Source organism: Pseudophaeobacter arcticus DSM 23566, from assembly GCF_000473205.1.
Lineage (GTDB): Bacteria > Pseudomonadota > Alphaproteobacteria > Rhodobacterales > Rhodobacteraceae > Pseudophaeobacter > Pseudophaeobacter arcticus.
Map to the genome: position 1 here is coordinate 49,867 of NZ_AXBF01000007.1, position 21,614 is coordinate 71,480.

17 protein-coding genes are annotated in these 21,614 nt (G+C 62.9%); 6 read left to right on the top strand and 11 right to left on the bottom strand.

Annotated elements, in window-relative coordinates; translation table 11 throughout:
* Nucleotide 1 precedes the first annotated feature (1 nt).
* Nucleotides 2-1,120, bottom strand: coding sequence for a GDP-mannose 4,6-dehydratase (gene gmd, locus ARCT_RS0103685; RefSeq protein WP_027238871.1), 1,119 nt, complete (start codon nt 1,118-1,120; stop codon nt 2-4).
* Nucleotides 1,121-1,435: 315 nt separating this feature from the next.
* Here gmd and ARCT_RS0103690 point away from each other — a divergent pair, with 315 nt between their 5' ends.
* The 4 genes from ARCT_RS0103690 (at nt 1,436) to ARCT_RS0103705 (ending at nt 5,489) form a co-directional block, all read left to right on the top strand.
* Nucleotides 1,436-2,725 carry a hypothetical protein gene (locus tag ARCT_RS0103690; protein WP_154665285.1) on the top strand — a complete coding sequence of 430 codons (1,290 nt, stop codon included), beginning with the start codon at nt 1,436-1,438 and terminating at the stop codon, nt 2,723-2,725.
* 8 nt (nt 2,726-2,733) lie between these two features.
* A complete protein-coding gene (locus tag ARCT_RS0103695; protein ID WP_027238873.1) occupies nt 2,734-3,888 on the top strand; it encodes a hypothetical protein in 1,155 nt (384 codons plus the stop codon).
* On the top strand, nt 3,879-4,565 hold the full coding sequence (locus ARCT_RS0103700) for a sulfotransferase (protein WP_027238874.1): 687 nt from the start codon (nt 3,879-3,881) through the stop codon (nt 4,563-4,565). The genes ARCT_RS0103695 and ARCT_RS0103700 overlap by 10 nt, the downstream gene beginning before the upstream one ends.
* A gap of 219 nt (nt 4,566-4,784) precedes the next feature.
* Nucleotides 4,785-5,489 carry a hypothetical protein gene (locus ARCT_RS0103705; protein ID WP_027238875.1) on the top strand — a complete coding sequence of 235 codons (705 nt, stop codon included), beginning with the start codon at nt 4,785-4,787 and terminating at the stop codon, nt 5,487-5,489.
* Nucleotides 5,490-5,500: 11 nt separating this feature from the next.
* Here ARCT_RS0103705 and ARCT_RS0103710 read toward each other — a convergent pair whose 3' ends face one another.
* From ARCT_RS0103710 to ARCT_RS25235, 5 genes are all read right to left on the bottom strand, one after another.
* Entirely contained in the window at nt 5,501-7,513 is a 2,013-nt protein-coding gene (locus ARCT_RS0103710) for a glycosyltransferase (protein ID WP_027238876.1), read from the bottom strand.
* A 64-nt stretch (nt 7,514-7,577) separates the two neighbouring features.
* The gene (locus ARCT_RS26930) at nt 7,578-8,555 is read right to left on the bottom strand and encodes a glycosyltransferase family 2 protein (protein ID WP_051360519.1); all 978 of its coding nucleotides are present in this window, start codon (nt 8,553-8,555) and stop codon (nt 7,578-7,580) included.
* Nucleotides 8,556-8,578: 23 nt separating this feature from the next.
* Nucleotides 8,579-9,208, bottom strand: a complete 630-nt coding sequence (locus tag ARCT_RS0103720) for a hypothetical protein (protein WP_027238877.1) — start codon at nt 9,206-9,208, stop codon at nt 8,579-8,581.
* Between the two features lie 257 nt (nt 9,209-9,465).
* Nucleotides 9,466-10,623, bottom strand: a complete 1,158-nt coding sequence (glf, locus tag ARCT_RS0103725) for a UDP-galactopyranose mutase (protein ID WP_036784254.1) — start codon at nt 10,621-10,623, stop codon at nt 9,466-9,468.
* Nucleotides 10,624-10,796: 173 nt separating this feature from the next.
* On the bottom strand, nt 10,797-11,852 hold the full coding sequence (locus tag ARCT_RS25235) for a hypothetical protein (RefSeq protein ID WP_051360520.1): 1,056 nt from the start codon (nt 11,850-11,852) through the stop codon (nt 10,797-10,799).
* A 271-nt stretch (nt 11,853-12,123) separates the two neighbouring features.
* On the opposite strand from ARCT_RS25235, the gene ARCT_RS25240 reads away from it, so the two are divergent.
* On the top strand, nt 12,124-14,178 hold the full coding sequence (locus tag ARCT_RS25240) for a glycosyltransferase (protein ID WP_051360521.1): 2,055 nt from the start codon (nt 12,124-12,126) through the stop codon (nt 14,176-14,178).
* On the opposite strand, the gene ARCT_RS0103740 is transcribed toward ARCT_RS25240, so the two are convergent.
* Nucleotides 14,168-14,821, bottom strand: a complete 654-nt coding sequence (locus ARCT_RS0103740; RefSeq protein WP_027238879.1) for an ABC transporter ATP-binding protein — start codon at nt 14,819-14,821, stop codon at nt 14,168-14,170. The two genes, ARCT_RS25240 and ARCT_RS0103740, sit on opposite strands and share 11 nt — an antisense overlap.
* Before the next feature lie 50 nt (nt 14,822-14,871).
* Nucleotides 14,872-16,305, bottom strand: coding sequence for a hypothetical protein (locus tag ARCT_RS25245; RefSeq protein ID WP_027238880.1), 1,434 nt, complete (start codon nt 16,303-16,305; stop codon nt 14,872-14,874).
* Nucleotides 16,306-16,552: 247 nt separating this feature from the next.
* Between ARCT_RS25245 and ARCT_RS0103750 the strand changes: the two genes are divergently transcribed.
* Entirely contained in the window at nt 16,553-17,425 is an 873-nt protein-coding gene (locus ARCT_RS0103750; protein WP_084300701.1) for an ABC transporter permease, read from the top strand.
* Nucleotides 17,426-17,487: 62 nt separating this feature from the next.
* Here ARCT_RS0103750 and ARCT_RS25250 read toward each other — a convergent pair whose 3' ends face one another.
* The 3 genes from ARCT_RS25250 to ARCT_RS25255 form a co-directional block, all read right to left on the bottom strand.
* The gene (locus tag ARCT_RS25250; protein ID WP_084300703.1) at nt 17,488-18,594 is read right to left on the bottom strand and encodes a glycosyltransferase; all 1,107 of its coding nucleotides are present in this window, start codon (nt 18,592-18,594) and stop codon (nt 17,488-17,490) included.
* Nucleotides 18,595-18,933: 339 nt separating this feature from the next.
* Nucleotides 18,934-20,052 carry a ParB/RepB/Spo0J family partition protein gene (locus ARCT_RS0103760; protein ID WP_027238882.1) on the bottom strand — a complete coding sequence of 373 codons (1,119 nt, stop codon included), beginning with the start codon at nt 20,050-20,052 and terminating at the stop codon, nt 18,934-18,936.
* Nucleotides 20,053-20,103: 51 nt separating this feature from the next.
* Nucleotides 20,104-21,570, bottom strand: coding sequence for an AAA family ATPase (locus ARCT_RS25255; protein WP_084300705.1), 1,467 nt, complete (start codon nt 21,568-21,570; stop codon nt 20,104-20,106).
* Nucleotides 21,571-21,614 lie beyond the last annotated feature (44 nt).

Sequence of the window (21,614 nt, forward strand, 5' to 3'; positions counted from 1 at the left end):
ATCAATCCTCACGCGCGACGGGTTCATTATAGCCGTGGTCCTTCAGCACCCGGGCGCGCTGCGCCGCCTTTAGATCTGCGGCGGCCATTTCGGCACACATTTCCTGCACGGTGATCTCTGGCACCCAGCCCAGCTTGGCCTTGGCCTTGGCGGGATCGCCCAGCAGGGTCTCCACCTCGGCGGGGCGGAAGTAGCGCGGATCAATGCGCAGCACCACATCGCCAACCCGCAGCGCCGGAGCCTTGTCGCCGGTGATCGCCGCCACGGTGGCGATCTCATCCAGGCCCGTGCCGCTGAACGCCAGGGTGATCCCCAGTTCCGCCGCCGACCATTCGATAAACTGGCGCACCGAATATTGCTTGCCCGTGGCGATGACAAAATCCTCTGGCGCGTCCTGCTGCAGCATCATCCACTGCATCCGCACATAGTCCTTGGCATGGCCCCAGTCGCGCAGCGCGTCGATATTGCCCATATAGAGGCAGGGCTCCAGCCCCTGGGCGATATTGGCCAGCCCGCGGGTGATCTTGCGGGTCACGAATGTCTCGCCGCGCCGGGGGCTCTCGTGGTTGAACAGGATGCCGTTGCAGGCATACATGCCATAGGCCTCGCGGTAGTTCACCGCGATCCAATAGGCATACATCTTGGCCACCGCATAGGGGCTGCGCGGGTGAAACGGCGTGGTCTCGCTCTGCGGCGTCTCCTGCACCAGACCATAGAGTTCCGAGGTGGAGGCCTGATAAAACCGGGTCTTGTTTTCCAGCTTCAAAAAGCGGATCGCCTCGAGCAGGCGCAGGGTGCCCATGGCATCCACATCGGCAGTATATTCCGGGCTCTCAAACGAGACCGCCACATGGGACTGGGCCCCCAGGTTATAGACCTCATCGGGTTCCACTTCCGACAGGATCCGCGTCAGGTTCGAACTGTCGGTCAGATCGCCGTAATGCAGCTTGAAGCGGGCATTGTCGGTATGGGGATCCTCATAGATGTGATCCACCCGCTGGGTGTTGAACGACGAGGCGCGGCGTTTGATCCCGTGTACCTCATAGCCTTTTTCCAGCAGGAACTCCGCCAGATAAGATCCGTCCTGGCCGGTTACACCGGTAATAAGCGCTCGTTTCATCCGCATTCCTTTTCTCCCTGTCCCCGGGACTCGCCCCCCTGGCGCGGAGGATATTGAGCCCTGTTTACCGGGGTACGATCCGGGTCGCCAGAGTGCAAGCCTTGCGCCGCCCCCCGACAGTTCCATTGCAGGCCCATTGCAGGCCCCACTACGGCCCCACTACGGCGCCACTACGACGCCGGTGCAAAGGCCCGTGAAGGCCCCAGTGATGCGCCTTTGATGAATTTTGCGATGGGGTTTGAAACTTTTAAGATGTGCCGCCATACTGGAAAACATGCAAAGGTTGCTTTTCTCAGGATTTTCCGCAGGCCGCCCATGATCTGTAAAAAGACACTGCATTTCCATATCGGGTCCCACAAGACCGCCACCACCACGCTGCAAAACGCATTGGCCGCCAATGAAGATCTGCTGGCGGGCGCCGGGCTGCTCTATCCCAAATCCGGGCGCTATTTCACCGGCCATCACCCGCTGGCGCTGCAGCTGCGCGACCCTGCGCTGCGGGATCAGCCGCTGGAGACCCTGGGCGACTGGCCCGCCCTGCTGCGCGAAATCCAGGCCAGCCCGGCAGATCATGTGCTGCTGAGTTCCGAAAACTTTGAATGGCTGCAGGATCTCTCGCGGCTGCAGGGGCTGAGCCGCCACTACCGGGTGCGGGTGCTGTTTTACATGCGCAGCCCGGCTGGCTATCTCGAGAGTTTCTACAACCAGTTGGTCAAGGATCTGAAAACCCGCGAGAGCCGCCCCCTGGAGAGCTATATCTGCGAACACGGGCTGTTCTTTCTCGACAATGACAGGCTGCTGCGCCGCTGGAGCGAGACCTTTGGCGCCCAGGCCCTGCAGGTGCGGCTCTATGACAGATCCGGCAGTGCCGAGACCCTGGTCAGCCGGTTTCTCAGCGCCCTGGGATGCCAGAGCCAGCCCCGGCTGCTGCTGCCACAGGAGGCAGCGCTGCAGAAGGTCTCCTTGCCGCCCGATGCGCTGGAATATCTGCGGCTGCGCAACCTCTACCGCGCCCCCAGCACGGGGCAGCACCGGATCACCATGAGCCTGGCGCAGATCGCCCAGGCTGGAACCGGGGCCGGAACTGGGGCTGGAATTGGGGCCGGGGCGCTGCAACGCACCCGTGCCGGGCTGCTGTCCCTGGCGGCGCAGCAAAACCTGATCCGGCGCTTTGCCGAGGGCAATCGGCGGGTGGCGCGGGCCTATCTGGGCGCCGACCGCGCACCGTTTGACCCCGATCAGGCCCGGGCCCACGCGGATTTTGACCAGCGGTTACCAGTGGGGGATGATGTGATGATTTCCCGGGTCGAAGCCCTGCTCAGCCGCTTTGCCAAAACCGCCCCCGCCCCGGCGGATGCGGTGGATCCGGCCCATTCAAGTCAGACCTGCCCAAATCAGGCCAGCTCCAATGCCAGCAGCACAGATTTCACCAGTTCTGATGTCGCCAGTCCTGACTTCGACATCCCTGATTTCACCAGTTCTGATCCCACCAGTTCTGATTTCACCAGTTCTGATTTCACCAGTTCTGATCCCACCAGTTCCGATGCCGCCACTCGCCCCCCTTCGGCGCTGCCCGCCCCCCCTCTTCAACCTCCAACAGGCTAGGGTACAACATGCATGTCGTGGTCCATATCGGCCCCTATAAAACCGGCTCCACCTCGATCCAGGCTTCGCTGCGCGCCAACCCAGAGGAGCTCTGGCGGCAGGGCTGCTACTATTTTGACGAACCCCATATGCCCGAGTTCGCGCTGCAGACCCTGGCGCTCACCGATGCCGAACAAATGACCCCGGATCTGCGCCACCGCTTTCCCAGCCTGGCCGCGGCCAAGGCCTGGAGCGAGGGCTGCTGGCAGCGCTTTGAGGCAGAGGTCCAGTGCCGCCGCCCGCCGCTCACCCTGATCTCCAGCGAACATTTCTCCGGGCTGAGTGATCCCAGGGTGCTGATCCAGCGGCTGCGGCGCAGTTTCTCGCGCATCACCGTGCTGGCCTATCTGCGCGACCCGGCGGATCTGTATTGCTCCACCCTGCAGCAGCGCATTCGCGGCAATGGCGACCGGCTCTCGGCCCTGCCCAGCCCGCTGAGCTTTTTCTACCCGGCGCGCAAGCAGCTGGAGCCGTTTCTCAATCTGGTGGGGGCTGAAAATATGCGGGTGCGCCGCTTTGGCAGCCCCGCCGCCACGGCTGCCGATACTGCCACCACACCCATTACCACACCCATTACCACTGGGCGCCACGATGTGGTGCAGGATTTCTTTGCCACCCTGTCCACCCTGGGCAGGCCGCTGTCGCTGCCCAGCCATCACGCCAATGAAACCCTGCCCGCCGCCGTCATCGCCTGGGTGCTGAGCCTCAATGAGACCCTGGATGACCAGGGACCCGGCGCGGCGCGGCATCTGCTGCTGGAGCGGCTGGAAATCACCCCCGAAGTGCAGGCGCTGCCAAAGCTGCGGTTTTCTGACCCCAGCCTGCCCGCCCTGATCCATGCCAATGCCCGCCCGGCCTGTGCCTGGCTCAATCAGACCTTTTTGCAGGGCCAGGAGCCGCTGCCGCTGGCCGCTGCAGACCTGCCCCGCCCCGACCGGTCGCCCCAGGCCCTTGCCGAGGCCCGCGCCGGCCTGCGCGACTGGCTGCTGGACCAGCTCACCCCCGAGGCCACCCAGGTGATCAGCCGTGCCATCGTCAGCCTGGAACCGCCCCACCTGGATCCAGACCGCCCAGACCCATCCGATCTGGCCCCATCCGATCTGGATCCACCGCCATGCCCCTGAACAGCCATCGCTATATCTTCATCATCACCTATGCCCGCTCGGGCTCAACCCTGTTGATGAGCCTGCTGAACCACTGCGATGGCGTCTGCATCCGGGGGGAAAACCGGGCCACGCTCTATCATCTCTACCGCGCCAGCGAAGGCCTGCGCGATACCTTCCGGCGCGGCCAAAGCGGCAGGCAGGAGGCCCGGGACCGGCCCTGGTTTGGCGCCCATGCGGTGCGCCCCGCCCGGTTTCGCCGCCAGCTGCTGGCCGCTTTTGTCTCTGAGGTGCTGGCCCCGCCACCCGGAACCAAGGTCACCGGCTGCAAGGAAATCCGCCATCATCATCCCTTTCGCGATGACGCGGATTTTGCCGCCTATATCGCCTTCCTGCTGGACAATTTCCCCGCCGCCCAGATTGTCTTTAACTGCCGCAATCTGGAGGCGGTCAGCCAGTCTGCCTGGCTGAAAAGCCGCCCCTACGCGCAGGTCGAAACCATGGTCAAAACCTGTGAGCGTCGCTTCAAGGCCGCACTGGCGCGCCATCCGGAGCAGTGTTTCTGGGTGGATTACGACGCCTGCATCGCCCGGCCCCAGCGCTACGCCGCGCTGTTTGCCTTTCTCAAGCTGCCCTATGCCGCCGACCAGATCGACCAGGTGCTGCGCAAACCCCTGGACCACCAGCCACAAAAATGACCCGCCCCCGCCTGCGCAGGCAGCCCCCCTGCCCCCTCAGAAGGGGTTTGAGGCGATATTTCAGACATTTTCCTGATGCTTTTTCCTGATGCTTTTTCCCGACACTTTCCTGGCGCTTTGCTGACTCTGCGGCCGCGCGCCTCGCCCCCTCTCGCCAGCACCGCGCCGCTGCTCTAGGATCAGTTCACCAGTGACCACAGCGCCAACAGGACCTCTTTTATGATGCAGCCCGCCCCCGCCCCACAGGATCCCGAAACGCCACAGGCCTCACAGGCCCCGCAGGCCTCGCAAACCGTCTTGGTGCATATTGGAAAATGTGGCGGCGCAACCCTGCGCGATGCCCTGGAGAGGAGCGACACCCGGATCGATAGCATCACCCATGTGCACCAGCCGCCCCTGGGACCACAGTATCGCTATTACATCACCCTGCGCTGCCCGATCGCCCGCGCCATCTCGGCCTTTTACTGGCGCCGCACACTGGTGCTCATCGAGGCGAGCCAGGAACACCGCCTCCCCGGAGAGGCGCAGATCCTGCGCCATTATGGCAGCCTGGATGCCCTGGCGCAGGCGCTGTATCACCCCGACGGCAGCCGCAATGCCCTGGCCCAGGGTCATTACCGTTCGATCCTTCATCTGAGCGAAGACATCGCCTTTTATCTGCGCGATCTTCTGGCCGTGAGCCAGCCCGATCAGATCCTCGGCATCTTGCAACAAGAAAGCCTGGGCGCGGATATGCTGCAGCATTTTGGCATCGAGAACCCCGGCCGGGTCAATGACAACCGCCACAACACCAGCGCCGAAGAGCGCCAGCTCAGCCCCAGGGGAGAGGCCAATCTGCGCCGTTTTCTGCAGGCGGATTTTGACTGCATCGCCAAGCTGCGCGACTGGGGCAAGCTGCCCGCAGACGCCCCGGCGCCGCTGTGACGGCAGCATGCTCAGGCAGGGTTTGCCCCTTCCCCACAGAGCGCGTGCTGCATCTCGATGAATTCCGGCTGCCAGCGCCAGTCCTCCATATGCAGCATGCCATAATCCACCGGCTGATGAGCGCTGTCATGTAGGTGCCGCGCCACCAGAAACCCCAGCCCCTCGATGCCCACCCGCTCCAATGACACCGCCTGCAGCAGCCAGGGACCAAAGCCCTTGGCCAGCATCACCAGAAAGGCAACCGCCGCCTGCTGGTAGCTCTCTTTCAGATCCTCCCGCAGGCCGGCATAGGACCAGGTCATGGTGTTGAGCAGCGATTCAACCACCGGCAGGATATCCGGCCAGGCCTCGCGCTCGGCCCGCAAAAACACCTGCCGGTACATGTTGAAACTGTAGAAATGGCGGCTGTCGCCCTGTTTGATGTCCTGGCCGCTGTGCTGGCGATAGTGATAGCTCACCCCAAAGACATGGGCCATTTCGCCGCCATGCTGGGCACAGAGCAGCTGGAAAATCTGGTCGTCAAAGGCGCGCACATGTTCGGGAAAGCGGATCTCCCGGTGATCCAGAAAATCGCGCCGGTAGATGCGCCGCCAGATGGTCGGCTGCCCCTGCATCATCTCCAGACTGGGGCGCAGGCAATAGGCGATCTCTCCCAGCCGGTGGCTTGGCCCGGTGGCAAAGCGCGCCGTCTCGTAGCTGGGCTGGCGCTGTTCAGCCCCGCCTTCTGCCCCCTGCTCCGCCGTTTCAAACAGCAAAAACTCCCCCTCGGTGATATTAAACCCGCCATAGCGGGCCAGCTCCAGCAGCTGCGCAAACAGCGCTGGATCCACCCGGTCATCGGCATCGACAAAGGCAATATGGCTGGCATTGGAATGGGCGCGGCCATAGTTGCGCGCCGAGGCGCAGCCACCATTGGGTTTTTGCAGCAGGGTCAGCCGCGGATGCTCCCCGTAGCGGGAGGCCACCAGATCGCCACTGCCATCGGTGGAGCCATCATCCACCACCAGCAGCCGGATTTCGGGGCTATCCTGCGCCAGCAAACTGTCGAGACACTCCGCGATGAAATCACGGCCATTATACAGCGCCACCACCACGTCCAGCCCGGCACGGCGCCCTGGCAGAGTGTCTTCATAGTCGCGCCGCAGCACATGGGGCCCATAGGGCAGGTAGATCTGGCGGCGACAGGGCGCCTCATCCGATCCCTGCCCCTGCGCCTGTCCCTGTCCCTGAGGGATCAGCTCGGCGCTGGGAACATGGCAAAACAACCGACCCGTCACAAAGCTGGTCGGCGCCCGCCGCAGCGCTGCGGCCAGGTCCCGCTCCACCCCCGGCGCCTCCAGCCGGAGCAGATCCGGGGCCAGGGCGGTCAACAGCGCCGGATCAAAGCCCGGGCTGCTGTGGGACCTGCCCCCCAGCGCAGCCCCTGCCGGCGCCAGACGGTCCTCCAGCCCCGGCAGGGCGCAAAACGGCACCGGCGCGGCCCGTTGCAGGGCTTGTGCCAGGGGGGCGGGCGGGTAGACGCCGGTTTTTTGCCAATTTAGAGCCTGATCTGCCGCCTCTGCCGGAACAGAGACCGGCGCGGCCAAGGGGTGAAAGCCGCCGTGAAAGCAGCTGATGTTTTTTAATTCACTGCGCCTGATTGTTGCCTCCAGCGCCTGATAACGCGCCGCATCGGCCTCTAGGCACAGCACCCGCCAGCCGGGAAAGGCGGCGGCAAAGGGCAGGGCAAACCAGCCCGCCCCGGCGCCAATGTCCAGACAGGTTCCCTGTTTTGGCAGCACCCGCGAGGCCAGGAACAGCTCATAGATCTGGCGCAGATCCTGCACCTGCGGGCGCAGCGCACCGGTTGGCGCCTCCCCCTCGCCGTGCAGGATCTCGACCTCCTGGCCAAAGCCGCGCAGATGCTCCACCTGCAATGCCCCGGCCCCCGCATTTTGCCCATCGCTCTGCCCGGCGGTTTGCCGCCCCCGTTGTGAGCCGGGCTGCGGCGCCCCCTCCGCCGAAGGGGATATCCAGAATTTCATTGCCAGGCTCCTTTCTGTCTCTGCTCAGCCTGTCGCAGGCCATCAAATCCCGGGCAATCACACCTCAGGCCATCAAGTGGTCTTGGGCGTAGCGCTGCAGCATCAGCCGCTCCCCCCGTGGGTCCGGCGTGTCAGGGCTGATGGTGAAAAACCGCACATCCACCTGCGCAAGCGCCGCCCTGAGGGCGGTGCGATAGGCCGTCAGCCGATGCCGCGCGATGCGCTCTTCGCACCATTTCAGCAGCCGCAGCGCCCCAATAGCCACCGCACCGCGAAAGCGCGGATTGGCAAACTCAGGGTGCCCCGCCAAAAGCTGGAACAGCACCCGCGTGGTGCCGATCACGTCAAAGCGGGTATCGCTGCTGCCCCCGGTCACCTGCGGTCTGCATTGACGGCGAAAATAGGTAAAGCTGCGGGCCGGCAGCACTGTCACCGAGCGGGCCTGGGCCACCGCCAGCGCGTGAAACAGGATGTCTTCAAAGAAGTGATCATTGGGAAAACACAGCCGGGCGCGGGCCAGCAGGCCGGCCGAGAGGAATTTATTCGCCGATTGCGGCTCAAAACTCACCGCCCAGGCCTTGGTTGCCGCCAGATCCCCCCCCGCGCCTGTGGGGTGATCCTTGGCCTCACGCTCAGCCCCCAGGGCGCTGACCTCATCCATGAAGGGGGTCAGCGCCCCCTGCGGCTGCGACAAGGCCCCGCGCACCAATAGCAGCTCAACCGGATCGGTTCGCAGCGCCGCCGCCACCTCGGCAAAGGCCCAGGGCGCGCGCAGGTCATCGCCATCCAGAAAGCAGATATAATCACCGCTGCAATGGCGCAGCCCGCGATTGCGCGCCGAGGACAGCCCGTCATTGGCCTGCTGCAGCAGGATAATCCGGGGGTCATTTTGCGCCTGCAGCACCGCGCGGGTCTCCTCTGTGGCGCCGTCATCAACCAGCACCAGCTCCAGATCCTCATGGCTCTGGTTCAGCACCGAGGCCACGGATTGCGCCAGCAAGGGGCCCTCGTTATAGGCGGTCATCACGCAGGAAAACTTCATCACATCCTCCTTTGACTTCTGGCTCAGGTCACCGCTGTCACGGCCAGATCGCTGACCTGCAGCGCCCCGTTGCGGGGCGGTAAAAACAGGTGCAGATCCACCGCCTGCGCCTGCGACAAGGCCCAGACGGGTGGGGCAATTTCGGCTCTAACCCAGGTGAAATCCGGCGATAGCGGCAGGGGGTCGGGCGCAAAGATGTCTTCAAATCCGTCCCGAAGATGCAGCCGCAGCGCCAGCCTGGCCTGGGGCGGCGGCTCCTGCTCTGGCGCATGTGCCAGTATATCGGCCAGTGAACTGGCCTGTGAGCTGACCTGTGTGCTGGCCTGTAAAACCTCCTGCGCATCCGTCTGAGCGGGCACCTGAGGCTCCAGCTGGAGCGCCAGCCGCAGGCGACAGTAAAACCGGCTGCTGTCGCGCCAGGCCCTATCGCTGCGCCCCTGCCCCGGCGCGCCGAGTTTAAGTCCCAGTTCCAGCCAGGCGGCCTGATCACTAACCTTGGAAAACCGCAGATCAAGCCCCCTGCCCCGGCGGGCTGAAACCAGCCCCTGCCCCGGATCCACCGCCGCATGCAGCCCTGCGCCCAGGCGGATATACTGCGCCCCCCGGCAAGCGGCAAAGCCGCGGCCCGCGCGCAGATCATAGCTCACAAACATCGCGCCTCCTGTCTCACCGCTCCCCGTTCAGATTTGCCAGATCGGGTTGCCAGATCGGGTTGCCAGGGCACATTCCGGCAGCATCCCCCGGCAATTTCCACCCCCATTTACAACCCTACAGTGCATTAGATCCGCACCATATTGCAAATGATTGATCTGCTTATGCCTGTTTCATCCGGTCAGGAATGTGACAGGCAAACCCGTAACAGGGATATGAGGCCGGGCCTGCGGCGCGTCCTGAGCGCGCTCTGTTGCCCCTAGAGCGGGGCGCTCCAGAAGGCCGGGATCGGCGCGGCGCTGGCTTTGGCCGCCAGAAAGCCACGGGCCACATCCAGGGCCTCGCGGATGGTGACATCCATATCAAGATAGCGGTAGGTGCCCAGACGGCCGACAAAGCTCACCCCCGGGGTGGCCTCGGCCAGCGCCACATATTCGGCCAGCAGGGCTTTTTCTTCCAGCTGGCGGATCGGATAATAGGGGATGTCACCGGGTTCGGCGTTGCGCGAAAACTCGCGGTAACAGACCGACGCCTCGTGGCGCTCCCAGGGGGCAAAATGTTTGTGTTCGGTGATCCGGGTATAGGGCACCGCCAGATCGCCATAATTCATCACCGCACAGCCCTGATAATCCCCCTCATAGGTGAATTTTTCAAAATCCAGGGTGCGATAGCCCAGGCGGCCCAGCTCATAGTCAAAATAGCCATCCAGCGGTCCGGAGTAGAAGACATGATCATAGTCCCGGGTCTGCTCCCGGCTGAAATCAGTCTCTAACATGACGGATATGCCAGGGTGATCCAGGATCCTTGTGATCATCTCGCTATAGCCCTGCTCGGGCATGCCCTGATATTTGTGAAAGAAATAATTGTCGTCATAGTTAAAGCGCAGCGGCAGACGTTTGAGGATCGAGGCGGGCAGCTGCGTCGGCGACATGCCCCATTGCTTGACCGTATAGCCCTTGAAAAAGGCCTCATACAGATCGCGCCCGACAAAGCGCAGCGCCTGTTCTTCAAAGCTTTGCGGATCCTCAATCGAGGTATCGGCCTGCTCGGTGGTGATAAAGGCCTGGGCCTCATCCGGGCGCATGGTTTTGCCAAAGAACTGATTGATGGTGTGCAGGTTCACCGGCAGCGAAAACACCTGACCACGCGCCGTGGTTTTCACCCGGTTCTTATAGGGCATGAAACGGGCAAACTGGTTTACATAGTCCCAGACCTCGGCGTCATCGGTGTGAAAGATATGTGGCCCGTAGACATGCAGCAGGACCCCGGTCTCCGGGTCGCGCCTGGTGTGGCAGTTGCCGCCGATGTGATCGCGGGAGTCCAGCACCTGGACCTGGTGGCCCGCCTCGGCCAGCTGCCGTCCGATCACCGCCCCCGAGAGCCCGGCCCCCACCATCAAGAATTTACCTGCCGCCATGATGTTGTTCTCCGTGATCGCGCGCTGTGCTCTGTGGCCTGTGCTCGGTGGCCTGTCCTCTGGGCTGCCCTTACCGGGAAAATGCCGCAGCGCCAACCGGTCGGCGGCTGAGACCTGCTGGCGCCTCTCCTGTGGCGTCATCCCGCCTATCATCCAACCGGTCACATGACCTGTCATCTGGCCGATCTGGACGATCTGGACGCCTTCTTGCGACCTGTCTCTTTGCGGCGGCGCGTGATCATCGCCTGCAGCAGCGGCGCGACATACTCTGCCATCAGCTGGTAGCTGTCGCCGGGCAGGCCCATCTCGGTCAGCGGCGTCGCAGGGTCCGGCAGCGGATCCAGAAACAGCGTCTCGCGGTCAAAGTAGCGGCGCGCCAGCGCCCGGTTGCCCCGGGCATATTTGGCCATGATCCCCCGCCGTTGCCCATGGGGGATCAACAGGGGTGTGCCCTGCTTCCCCTGCCCCTCCTGTGCCGCCCCCTGCTGCAACCGGGTCTGGCTGTCGATCTCGGCGCAGGCCGCCGTCAGCATGGCGCGGTATTTCTCGGGCGCGGCGTCCAGCGGCAGGCAGCGCATGAACTCTGAAACCTGTGGCGAAAAGCTGGGGTTCACCCGCGCCGGGCTGCTAAAATCCGCAGTCGGCTGCAGGCCGATACTGTCGCAGAACATCTGAACCGCGCCGCCCGGCGGCATCTGCCCCGGCTCATAGAGGGTCAGGATGACATTCTCACGGCCAAAGACCTTTTCCAGATGGCGCACGTAGCGGTCATAATGGATCCAGTGGAACTCCTCCCGCATCCGCAGGAATTCCTGCAAGGTGCAATGGCTCAGCCTTGGGTTCCACTGCCATTTGATGTTCTGCAGATACCAGCTTTCCAGCCAAAGATCCTGGCGGCGCAGGGAAAATACAACTTTTACGCTAAATTTATTCCTGAATTCAGCCAATAAGCTAATATCCTGCCTCATGCAGATGTCTTCGTCACTCAGCACAACGCTATGCAGATCCATATCATGGGCCTTGATCCTCTCCATCAGATCCGCCGAAACCTGCTGCGGGCTGCGCGCACCGTTAAAGAGCTGATTGATCATATGCACATGGCGGCGGGTCATAAAGGGGTAGAGAAAGCCCAGCTGTTTCAGAGCCGGGATATTGTCATGCAGATACTGCTGCACGGCAGAGGTCGCGGTGCGATGGGCGCCAATGTGGAAAATAAGACTGTGTTTCACCTCAGCAAGCCATCCCCGTTGCGCCCTTCCTAGCCCAGTCTGCCCCTGCTACGGCCCCCTGTTGCCGCGCCCCCGTGTACTGGCCCCTGTGTCCTGGCCCCCTGTGTACTGGCCGCGATGTCCTGACCGACCCTGCCGACCCTGCCGGAATGCTAGCCTCTTTCGCCAAGATCCCGCAACCCAAATGAGACGAGATAAAATGAAACTCCCGCTAAAATAGAAACCCTGCCACGCCATCCCCTCCCCCCAGAGCCGCTGGACATTTTGCCCGATGATCACACTGCAGACTATCATTGCCCCCGAGCAGGCCATCTGCAGCGAGCCTGACCTGTACTATCGTGCAACCGCCCCGGTCCGCACCGCACAGGGCAGGTTTACCCTGCCTGCGGGGGGGGAAATCACCTTTGATACCTATTTCAACCTGTTCAACCTCGGCACCTGGATGCGGGTCTGCGCCCTCACCGGACTATGTCTTGAACTCACCGCCACCGGGCGGCTTGAAATCCGCATCCATCACCTGCCCGGCCATGGCGGCAAGACCCTGATCTACCGCCACCGCCAGACCCTGTCGCGCGCGACCCCCTACCGGGTTGATCTTGCCACACTGCTGGCCGGGGAGGAGACCGGGCTGTTGGCCCTGGAGATCCTGGCGCAGGGGACAGAGGTCACGCTGCAGGACGCCCGCTTTGTCTGTCGCAATAGCCTGGGCAAGACCGTGGGCAGTACCCTGGGCAGTACTGTGCAAAAATTGCCGCGCCTGGCGATTTCCATCACCACCTATCAACGCGAGCGCAAGGTGCGCGATACCGTCGCCCGGCTGCAGCGCTTTCTGGCCGGGTTTGCCTTTGGCGATCAGATCCACGTGCAGGTCATCGACAACGGCCACAGCGCCAAAATCTCCAACAGCCGCCGCGTCAGCAGCTACAGCAATCCCAATTTTGGCGGCGCCGGCGGCTTTGCCCGCGGCCTGCTGGAAGCCCAGGACCGGGGCTTTAGCCATTGCCTGTTCATGGATGATGATGCCTCCTTTCAAATGGAGAACATCCGGCGCACCTATATGCTGCTGGCCCTGGCCCGGGATCCCGCAACCGCCCTGGCTGGTGCGATGATCAGCAACCGGCACAAATGGCAGATCTGGGAGAATGGCGCCTATTTTGACGGCTCCTGTCATCCGCTGTTCAATGGCACCGACCTGCGCCAGCCCGGTGCGGTGCAGCAGATGGAGCTGGCCAGCGATCAGCCCCGCCCCGCAACCTATTATGGCGGCTGGTGGTTCTTTGCCTTTCCCCTGGCGCGGCTGCGTCACCATCCGTTTCCCTTCTTTGTGCGCGGCGATGACATCAGTTTTTCCCTGGCCAATGACTTCTCCATTGTCACCCTCAACGGGGTGGTGTCTTTTCAGGATGACTTTGTTGAAAAAGAAAGCCCGCAGACGCTCTATCTCGATCTGCGCAATCACCTGCTGCACCATCTGATCTTTGCCCGGCTTGAACGCTCCGCGCTTGGCACCGCCCGCATCGCCTGCCGGTTCATGATGCGCTCGATGCTGCGCTGCAAATATGAAAGCGCCGCAGCCCAGCTGCTGGCCTGGCGGGATGTGATGCAGGGGCCGGGCTTTTTTGATCGCAACATCGACATGCAGGCGCGGCAGCGGGATATTTGCACCCTGATCCAGGCGGAGCGCTGGCAAGAGATCCGCCCGGCCGATCTGGTTGAGCGCCGCCGCTTCAGCCGCCTGCCCCGGCGGCTGCGCCACTATCTGGGCCTGCTGAGCCTCAATGGTCACCTGCTGCCCTTCTGGAACCGGTTTGCAGATCGGATGGTGCTGGAGATCAAGGATCGCGGCCTGGTCTTTCCCGCCTTTGGCGGCGCCCGGCTGACCTATCTCAACAGCGCCCGCAGCCGGGGCTATCGGCTGCGCCACTCCAAACGGCGCTTTTTCGCCCTGATCTGGCAGATGACCCTCACCCTGCTGCGCTGGCAGCGGCAGTATGGCGGGCTGAAACAGGCCTATCGGCGGGGCTATGACGAGATGACCACAAGGGCCTATTGGGAGGAGAAACTGCAGCGCAGCACCGCCAAGGTGGCCCCGGATACCCCGGATGCCCTGAATGTCAGAGGCGCGGCGGCAGGCACCGAACCAAAACCAGGGCTAAGAGCCGGGCGAAGAGCCGGGGAGTCTACGGGCCTGAGGAATGTGCCTCTGGCATCCGGGGCATCCGGGCAGGCCGCAGAGCCCCCAACCGGACCGCGTCGCGAGACCACGGCGGCCCCAACAACCGCTGCGGCCCTGGCAACTGCGGCGCCAAGACGCCTTAGCTCATAAGGTCTTCGTGCAGGGCAATGGCCTCATCCAGGTTGTCAAAATAATGCACCTTGCCATCCTCAAGAACCAGGCCTGAATCACAATACTGGCGCAGCTCGGCCATGCCGTGATTGACCATGATCGCCCCGGACTGGCGCATCCGCTCGGCAAAGACAGCGCGGCTTTTGCGGCGAAAGGCGGCATCGCCAACAGCCGTCACCTCATCCACCAGATAGGTATCAAACCTGATCCCCATCGAGGTGCCAAAGGTCAGCCGCGCCCGCATCCCCGAAGAATAGCTGCGCACCGGCATGTGAAAGAACTTGCCCAGCTCGGCAAAGCCTTCGACAAAATTCACCAGCTCTTTGGTATCCACCCCGTAGACCCGGGCCACAAAGCGGACGTTCTCTGCCCCGGTCAGCTGCCCGTGAAACGAGCCCCCCAGCCCCACCTGCCAGGAAATACTGCCATCCGAGATCACCCGCCCATGATCCGGGCGCATGGTGCCCGCGATGATCTGCAACAGGGTGGATTTTCCCGCGCCATTGCGCCCCAAAAGCGCCAGCGATCTGCCGGTGGGCAGGGTGAGGTTCAGATTGTCGATGACAACCCTGCGCTCCCCCTTGAGCAAGAAGCTCTTGGTCAGGTTCTCAAGCCGGATCATGGCCCCCATGCCTCCTGGATCGGTCTCAGCATCTGCTTTTGCGCCCTGCCTTAACTGCGGTCACGGATCGAATAGTAGATCAGCGACAGGATGGACCAGATCAGCAGCAGAAACAGCGCCGCCAGACCAACCAGGAGAAACCGCTTGGGGTATTCCGCCTCCTGCGCCAGGGTTGGCTTGATATAGGTGGCCAGATAGCGGCTTTGCCGGATCGCCTCGTCGCGGGCCAGGGCCAGCCCTGTCAACGCCGCGCGGTAGGCCTCTTCGGTATATTCGCGGTCCACCGTCAGCCGTTCAAATTCGGAAATCAGCGAGGGGTAATCCTCACCAACAGCGCCGGTATCGGTATTGGTCGAGGTAAAGGTCTGACGTTCGATGTCGATGCGCTCGCGGATCACGTCAATCAGCTGCTGGGCCTGTTTCAGACGCGGATCCCCCGCCGCCACGGTGCCGCGCAGCAGATCAAATTCAATCAGGGAGGTCGCCAGTTGCTGCTGCAGGTTGTTCATCACCCCCATGCGCCCCTGAATATCGGCCTTGGGGTCGACGATCCTGGTGCGGGTGCGAAACTGGGTCAGCGCCTGGCGCGCCGCCTTCAGCTCTTCCACCGCCTCATCCAGATCCGCCTGGGCATAGCCAATGGCATCCGAGCGGGCCTGTTCGTTCAGCGCATTGATGCGGATCTGGCTTTCCCGAACAATGGCCGCAGTGATGGCCTGGGCCGTTTCCGGATCAAAGGCCTGGGCCCGGACCTCGATCAGCCCCGAACTGCTGTCAAAGGAGATGCCAATGATGCGGTGCCAATACCAGCTCATCTCTTCCTGCGTCGCATCGGGCCAGATTGCAAAGGCCCAGTCGCTGGGCCAGTGCTGGCTGTAATGGGCCCGCAGGTCGATCTGGCTGTCCACGGCCTGGATCATTTCCTGGCTCTGGATGAATTCAAACAGGATATCGCTGTCCGAAGCTGCCGAGCTGCCGGTAAAGCTGGCCAGACCGCCCAGCAGATCGCTGGCGGCACTGGTGCTTTCCTGACTGCGGACAGTAAACCCGGTGGTGGACTGGAATTGATCTTGGGCCAAGACCACCAGATAAAAAACCACCGCGGCAACCGGCAGCAGAACCAGCGCGACAAAGCTGGCAATCAGCCCCCAGTGCCGCCGATGCATTCTGGCCGGCCCTGCCAATGAAAAACTCTGTTGATGCAGTTTTTCTTCGGCATTTATTCTTTGCTGATTGGAAAACGCCAAAGAGGCCTCGGCCTCTTTCACCCGCTTGCGCAGGTGCAGCAATTGCTTCTCGACCGGCCATTCCTCATTCTGAGCCGCCGCTGGAGTCGCCAGTGGGCCCGACGGGGAGGCCACCGGCTGGACCGCTTGGACCGCCGGTTGACCGGGGGCGGAGGCTGCAGATTGCACCGGTTTTGGTGTGTCGGCCTCTGCCGGCTTGACGGCATTGCCCGTTTTGTTCGCTCCGGTTGCAGTCATCGGATCCTATTGACCCTCATCCATATTACGCCCGTCCATGCTGCACCCATTTGCTTTCCTATCAGACCCCATCAAATCCCAGCCTGAAAATTCAGGCGCTTTTGCCCTGCTGCTTTTGCCCGGCCTCTGCACCGACAGTCTGCACCAGCACAAAGCGGTCAGAGAGGTTTGTAATTGCCTACATTCTGGCGCATAGTATCGCCTGCCAGCCCGTCCTTCACAACCACAGATTCCCGCAGGGAGCCATATGCCAGATCGCCCCTCTACCGCTGTGCCATCTGACGGCACGGCCGCCCCCTCCGGGACCACATCCGCCCGCCTCAGCAACGCCCAGATGCCGCGCCTCAAGAACACCCGCAGCTTTGCCCCCCTGCGCACGATCACCGCCCTGATCCTGCGCGAGATGGCCACCCGCTATGCCCGCACCCCCGGGGGCTATATCTGGGCGATAATGGAACCCCTGGCCGCCATCATCTTTCTCTCGATCGGGTTTTCGCTGGTGATCCGCAGCCCGGCCCTGGGCAATAGTTTCCTGCTGTTCTACGCCACCGCCTATATGCCCTTTGATCTCTATAACTGCATTGCAAACACAGTGGCGCGGGCGGTTGGGTTTTCCAAACCCCTGCTGCTCTTTCCCGCCGTCACCTGGCTGGATGCCGTGCTGGCGCGGTTTTTCCTCAACAGCCTGACCTCGATCCTGGTCTCGGTGATCCTGCTCACCGGCATTCTGGCCCTGACCGAGAACCGCACCGTCGTCTCGCTGCCTGAAATCATCGAGGCGATCTCGGCAACCATGTTGCTGGGTCTCGGGATTGGCACCCTGAACTGCGCCCTGATGGGGCTGTTTCCAATCTGGGAGCTGGTCTGGTCGATCCTCACCCGGCCGCTGTTTCTCGCCTCAGGCATCTTCTTTCTCTATGATGACATGCCCGGTTTTGCCCGCGAGATCCTGTGGTACAATCCGCTTATCCATGTCATCGGCCTGGCCCGGGTCGGCTTTTATCCGACCTATAATCCCACCTATGTGAATCTGCCCTATGTGATCCTGGTCAGCCTGATCCTGCTGACCCTGGGTCTGCTGCTGATGAGGCGCTATCACCGCAATATCCTGAACACCTGAGCCCCGGATTTCAGGGGGGGATTTCAGGAGAGGATTTCAGGGGCAGGGATTTCAGGCGGCCTTCAGCCCGGCTTTTCCGTCCTGGCAAGGTCCAGCACCGAGGCATGTGTCACCCGCCGCTCACGCCGCAGCCCATCCCAGATGGCGCGGCTGATCAGCCGCAAAAAGGCGCGTCTTTCGCCCGGATGCAGCCGCAGCTTTGACAGCCATTTGGGCACAATCACCAAAAGCACCGGCCAGAACAGCCAGCCCGCCGCCAACCGGTACAGCATCAGCAGATTGCGGTGATAATAATAGACCTTCCACAGCGGAATAAACCGGCCGCGCTGCGCCCCCTCGGCGCCATCCTTGGCCACAAAGGTGCTGAGATCATGTTCAAAGCGCACCGCAGGTTCAAAGCCGATGCGCCCCCCCGCCTTGGTCAGCTCCAGCGTATAAAGACCGTCATCGCCGTAGATAAACAGATCCGGGTCCGGATAGCCCTGACGGCGCACCGCCGCGGCGGAGATAAAAAATCCAACAAAGGAGGTGACATCAATCTGCATCCCCGCCCCCTCATAATCCGAAGGCTGCACATGAAAGCCCGAGCGCCCACCGCCAAAGAGCGTGCGCAGGAATTCGCGGCGATGCCAAAAGGGATTGCGCGAGGGGCGGTTCATCTCGCAGATGCCGCCGGTCGGAAAATAGACCGCCGCCGCCACCGCATCCCAGCCCTGCTGCGAAGGGTCCTGTGCAGCCTGGTGCATCGCCAGCCCATGAAAGCAGGCCAGGCCATCCGGGGTGGGACGCCCATCGTCATCCATCAGCACCAGCCAGTCGGGATCATGGCGCTCCATGGCGCGGCGCATGCCCATCTCAAAGCCCCCGGCGCCGCCGCGATTTGCGGCACTGCTGACGATATCCAACCGGGGCTCGCTCTGCGCGGCCTGCCAGCCCTGCAGCCAGGCGCCGGTGCCATCGGTCGAGGCATTGTCGACCACCACCACCGCAGCCAGCTCCTGCGCCGGGCTCTGCAGCAGCCGCGCCAAAGTCGCCTGCAATTTGTCCAGCCGATTATAAGTCACCACCACAGCCACCAGGCGCAGCGGTGCCACCGGCGAGAGGGCCGGCGAGGGGACTGGCGAGGGGACTGGCGGGAGGACCGGGGAGGGGACAGTCTGCGAGGTCATTGTGATCTTTCCTAGAGGACACAGGTGGCACAGAGCCCCAAAGCCCTGTCCCTGCGACGGGCCCGGCGACAGACCCTGCTCCGTTTCATCCGCCCAAAACTCATACTTGGCGCGTCATGTCAAATCCCAGCAGCCACCCGCGGCACCTCATTTTGGTATAAACCCCCAGCCTGACAGCTGGTTCAAACGCCCGGTTCAAAAACCACTGAAACCCCCCAAATGTTTCGCGCGCGAAACATTTGAGATCGCTGGAACAGACCCCAATTGGGGCATTAGACATAAAAAGGGCACGCCGCGGCGTGCCCTTTTTTACAGATTTGATATCGCTTGCAGGCGGATTTAGCGCTGCTTCAGCCAGGTCTTCAAGGCCTCCAGCAGCTCTGCATCCACAGCCTCGCCGCTCAGCTCGATCCGTTTTGCCCCGGGTTGAAAGCCAATGCGCAGCCCTGCCGTCAGCTGGGTGCTGACACGTTCCTGAGCGCCAATCTCAACAGAACTCGGGCGAACTCGGGGCGCCGCGCTCGCCGGGGTGGCCACAGGTGTTGCCCCGGCAACCTGAGACTCTAAGGGTGCGGTTAGAGCCGCATCCTGAGGGGCTTTACACGCGGCCAGCGCGGCGTTTAAAACCAGCAGCTCCTCTGCCGCAGTGGGGCGCTCTGCCGCCTGCAGGGCCGTCTTGAGCCGCGCCGCAAACCCCGGTTCCTCGCCGATCTGGCGCACCAGGGCCAGCCCCAGTTTTTCACTGATGGCGGTGGGAAAGTACAGCACCGCATCCAGCGCCTCAACCAGGGTGACAAAACTGCCAATCTTGGAGCGCTTGGCACGCGGCGCATTGGCAAACAGCCCCTGCAGCGCTTTTTTCTGACTGGGGAAGACCCCCTCCTTCAACGCCCGTACCGCGATGCGGGCGCGCTCATAATGGGACAGGTTGACCCGGATTTCATTCTCTTCCACCATCGCCACATAGGCGGCCTCGGCGCTGTCGGGCCGGATCACCAGGGCTTTGACCCTGGCAAACCTGGGCTCTGAAGTCTCGGCGTAGAGCCTGCGCAGGGCAGAGAGCCGCCGCCAGCCCGAGATCAGCCCCCAGCCACTGCCGTCGATCCGCCCCTGCAGCGGCACCACCTCGATCGGGGTCTGCTGCCCGCGCGCCCGCAAAGACCCCATCAGGGCCTCCATCTCGTCTTCGTCCTGGGCAATGCGGTCGCGGACCAGATGGGTCTCGTCGATCTGATCTAGGGCAATCTCTTCGATCATCAACCCGCGCGCCCGCGCCTGCTGCAGCACCTGGCTGACCTCCTGCAGCGCCGCCTCGGTCGAGGCCGCGCCTGCCACCTGGGCAATGGGGGCGGCGCTGGCAGTCGGCATCGGCAGCGGGCCTGCCAGGGCGGATTTGCTCTCTGGTGCGCCAGAGAGATAGGTGTTTTGTGCCGGGGAAAGCCGTTTGCGTTTTGCCATCTGCTGATCTCCTCATCGCGCCAACCCTGCGCGCTTCATCTTGTTAGAGCCTTAGGCCGGCGTGCGCTGCTGTTGCATCTCGCCAGATATCTCACCTGGCATTTCACCGGGCACCTGCTCTGCCATCTCCGCCTCGCGCTCCAGCTCCGCCCGCCGCCAGACCCCCAGCAGCAGGCGTTTGAAGGCCGCATAGGTGGCGTCAAATGTTTCGCGCCCGCGCGCATAGGTCTCGCGGTTGAAATCGCGGTAATCGGCCTCGTAGATGCCCGAGACCTGTTCGCCGGCCTGCCCGATCAGAGCGGTGAAATCCTGCTTATGCGGGCTGAGCACCGGCCCCATATAGGCCTGCATCACCCCGGCCAGCTCGCCCTGCTGGGCGCTGTCATAGCGGGTGATGACCGCGCGCACCGCATCCCATTCAAACCCCATCTCGGGCCGCCCCAGGGCGCGGGCTGCCAGGTTCTCGCCCTCCTCGATCGAGGCAAAGGTGGAATGCAGCATGTCAAAAAACCGCCCCGTGCTGTCGAACTCCAGGAACGAAGCCCCCACCGGCACCAGCAGGATATCCGAGGCCGCCAAACCGTTGATGGTCAGATAGCCAAGGGCGGGCGGCGTGTCGATAAAGACCACGTCATAGTCATCCAGCACCCCGTCGGCCTCGAGCCGGTCGGTGAGCGCATCCCAGAGCTTCCAGGAGCGCGCCGCCATGCGCCAGACCGGGATCTGGAACTCGGCCCAGTACAGATTCAGCTGGGCGCCAATGAGATCGATATTGGGCCAATGGGTGCCCTGAATGACATCCCCCGCGGTCATCTCCATGGCGGCGGAAAGCGTTTCATCCAGCGGCTGTGGCGCCTCACCGCGATCCAGGCGGCGCTGGTTGTCGGCGCGCAGATGATCGCCATAGTGGCGCGCCAAAAGCGGAAAGGCGGTTTGCCACTCGTCCTCGACCCGGCCGCCAAAGATCGAGGTCATCGACCCCTGGCTGTCCAGATCAATCACCAGCACCTTGTAGCCATCCAGCGCCGCCGACATCGCCAGATGCGCCGCCGTCGAGGTCTTGCCAACCCCGCCTTTGAAATTGGCCACCGAAACCAGTTTGGCCGGCAGGCCCTTGGGCCGGTAGGGGGTGTAGTCTTTGGATTTTGACCCCTGGGCGGCAAAATGCGCCCGCAGCAGCAGCACCTCGTCCAGGGTGAACCATTTGGCGCCGCCCTCGGTTTCAGACCGGCCCTGGGGCAGCGTCGGGTTGGCCTTGAGCACCCGCCGGAAATGCGCCTGGGCGACGGGGATCAGGTAGCGGGTGATTTCCCAGGTGGAGAACAGGCGCAGCTCTTTGCGCCCCTGTTCGTTCATGCCGCGGCTGGACAGATCCGCCCGGCCCCGGGCGCAGCCCTCGGCAATGGCGGCAAAACCGGATGTGCCGGTGGGAGCGTCGAGCTCTGCCAGGGCGGCATCGGGATCAATGTTGAAATAGGGGGGCAGCCCGGAGCCTGCCTTGTGGATATCTCGTGCCATGATGCTGTGCCGCCTCTACCCGTTTGCTGCCAGTCCTGCTGCGG

What these genes read in the sequence shown, in the direction of transcription:
- gmd (WP_027238871.1), bottom strand. Translation starts at nt 1,120, where the DNA reads ATGAAACGAGCGCTTATTACCGGTGTAACCGGCCAGGACGGATCTTAT.
- ARCT_RS0103690 (WP_154665285.1), top strand. Translation starts at nt 1,436, where the DNA reads ATGATCTGTAAAAAGACACTGCATTTCCATATCGGGTCCCACAAGACC.
- ARCT_RS0103695 (WP_027238873.1), top strand. Translation starts at nt 2,734, where the DNA reads ATGCATGTCGTGGTCCATATCGGCCCCTATAAAACCGGCTCCACCTCG.
- ARCT_RS0103700 (WP_027238874.1), top strand. Translation starts at nt 3,879, where the DNA reads ATGCCCCTGAACAGCCATCGCTATATCTTCATCATCACCTATGCCCGC.
- ARCT_RS0103705 (WP_027238875.1), top strand. Translation starts at nt 4,785, where the DNA reads ATGATGCAGCCCGCCCCCGCCCCACAGGATCCCGAAACGCCACAGGCC.
- ARCT_RS0103710 (WP_027238876.1), bottom strand. Translation starts at nt 7,513, where the DNA reads ATGAAATTCTGGATATCCCCTTCGGCGGAGGGGGCGCCGCAGCCCGGC.
- ARCT_RS26930 (WP_051360519.1), bottom strand. Translation starts at nt 8,555, where the DNA reads ATGAAGTTTTCCTGCGTGATGACCGCCTATAACGAGGGCCCCTTGCTG.
- ARCT_RS0103720 (WP_027238877.1), bottom strand. Translation starts at nt 9,208, where the DNA reads ATGTTTGTGAGCTATGATCTGCGCGCGGGCCGCGGCTTTGCCGCTTGC.
- glf (WP_036784254.1), bottom strand. Translation starts at nt 10,623, where the DNA reads ATGGCGGCAGGTAAATTCTTGATGGTGGGGGCCGGGCTCTCGGGGGCG.
- ARCT_RS25240 (WP_051360521.1), top strand. Translation starts at nt 12,124, where the DNA reads ATGATCACACTGCAGACTATCATTGCCCCCGAGCAGGCCATCTGCAGC.
- ARCT_RS0103740 (WP_027238879.1), bottom strand. Translation starts at nt 14,821, where the DNA reads ATGATCCGGCTTGAGAACCTGACCAAGAGCTTCTTGCTCAAGGGGGAG.
- ARCT_RS25245 (WP_027238880.1), bottom strand. Translation starts at nt 16,305, where the DNA reads ATGACTGCAACCGGAGCGAACAAAACGGGCAATGCCGTCAAGCCGGCA.
- ARCT_RS0103750 (WP_084300701.1), top strand. Translation starts at nt 16,553, where the DNA reads ATGCCAGATCGCCCCTCTACCGCTGTGCCATCTGACGGCACGGCCGCC.
- ARCT_RS25250 (WP_084300703.1), bottom strand. Translation starts at nt 18,594, where the DNA reads ATGACCTCGCAGACTGTCCCCTCCCCGGTCCTCCCGCCAGTCCCCTCG.
- ARCT_RS0103760 (WP_027238882.1), bottom strand. Translation starts at nt 20,052, where the DNA reads ATGGCAAAACGCAAACGGCTTTCCCCGGCACAAAACACCTATCTCTCT.
- ARCT_RS25255 (WP_084300705.1), bottom strand. Translation starts at nt 21,570, where the DNA reads ATGGCACGAGATATCCACAAGGCAGGCTCCGGGCTGCCCCCCTATTTC.